The 1,625-nt window shown below is 63.9% G+C and carries 2 protein-coding genes; both read left to right on the top strand.

The genetic code is table 11. The features are described from left to right. Positions 1-1,302 (top strand): XrtA/PEP-CTERM system TPR-repeat protein PrsT (gene prsT / locus ACXJKR_RS31920; RefSeq protein WP_457326267.1); only part of this gene is annotated, 1,302 nt, incomplete at its 5' end. A 40-nt stretch (positions 1,303-1,342) separates the two neighbouring features. After that, the coding region (locus ACXJKR_RS31915; RefSeq protein WP_457326266.1) for an N-acyl amino acid synthase FeeM domain-containing protein at positions 1,343-1,625 on the top strand (283 nt) is incomplete at its 3' end.

The following is a 1,625-nucleotide window of genomic DNA, read 5'->3' as shown; positions in this document are numbered from 1 at the left end:
GCACATTACGAAGAGGCTTTGCGGCGCCTGCCGTCCTATATGGCTGCCGCCACCGTGCTGGCGGCCATGGACTACGAGGATGGCAAGCCGGCAGCCGCGGTCGGCCGCTTCGAAAAGGTCGTCGCGGCAGATCCGCAGTCAATTGACGGCACCGTCGCACTGATCTCGGCGAAGACCCGGGCTGGCGCACGCGCGGAAGACATCCGCAGCCAGCTGGACGCTGCCATCAGGCGCTTCCCGGACCATCAGTTGCCCCGCCTCGCGCTGGTCTCTTATCTGATGGAAATTGGAGAGAACAAGCTGGCGAGCCAGATCGCCAATGAGACCGCCAGCCGTTTCACCGACAGCCCCAAGGTGTACGAGGCGGTGGGCCTGGCCGAGATGGCAGTCGGCAACCTGAATCAGGCCGCCCAGGCGTTCAACAAGATGACGACGCTGCAGCCGAACTCGGTGCTGCCCATGATGCGTATGGTCGACCTGTACGACGCGCGCAAGGATGCGCCAGCGGCGATGAGCCAGCTGCGCAAGGTGCTGGCCATCAAGCCCGACCATCTGCAAGCGCAGATGCGGCTGATCACGCTGCTGGGGCGCGCCGGCAAGATGGATGAGGCCCTCGCCATCGCCAAGTCCGTGCAGGCCCAGGCGCCCAACGAGCCGCAGGGCTGGTCTTTTGAAGGCGATGTGCAGGCCGCGAAGCGCAACTGGCCGGCGGCGGTGGTGGCATTCCGTACCAGCCTGTCCAAGCGTCCGCTGGAAGAGACGGTCATCAAGCTTTATCTGACACAGGCCAGCGCGGGATCGCAGGCGGAGGCCGACAAGCTGGCTGCCGACTGGCTGACCAAGTACCCGGATTCGCCGGCGCTCGACTACCTGCTGGGCGACCAGGCGCTGGCACGCGGTGAGTTCGACCGGGCAGAACGGCATTTCCGAAGGGTGATTGCCGTGCGGCCCAACAATGCGGTGGCGCTGAACAATCTGGCCTGGTTGCTGCATCGTGCTGGCCGGCCCGGCGCACTGGAAATGATCGAGAAGGCGCTCAGCCTGGCGCCGAATTCACCTTCCCTCACCGACACTGCGGCGGAAATCCAGGCGGGTGCGGGTCACGTGGACAAGGCCCTGGTGCTGCAAAGGCGTGCGGTTCAGCTGGATCCCGAGCAGCCCTTGCACCGCCTTCATCTCGCCGAATACCTGATCAAGAGCAACCAGAAGGCCGAAGCCAAGATCGAGTTGCAGAAGCTGAACGAACTGGGCAAGAGTTTTGCCAGGACTGCGGATGTGCAGAAGTTGCTGGCGGAGCTGTAATCTGTTGCTCAACTAACCCTCGGATCGACCGGGCAGCGTCATGAAGATCAAACAAGCCAGCTTCAGAAAACGCTTGCACCAGTTGATGCGGCGGGGCTTCGGCCGACTGCCGCGCGACACACGGCATGCCATCTATCGCGGCATGATCGACTGCGACCCGGCGCCGGATCCAAGGCTGGAGCTCAAGGTCGCCGAGACCCGCGAGGAGCTCGAGGACTGCTTCCGCATCCTGCATGATGCCTACGTGGCCAGCGGTTTCATGAAGCCGTCGCCCTCAGGCCTGCGCGTCACCATGTATCACGCGCTGCCGACGACAACCACGC

This window comes from Roseateles sp. P5_E11, from assembly GCF_054049355.1.
Note: the sequence above shows the minus strand (reverse complement) of the source record. Positions and strands in the feature narration are given on the sequence as shown.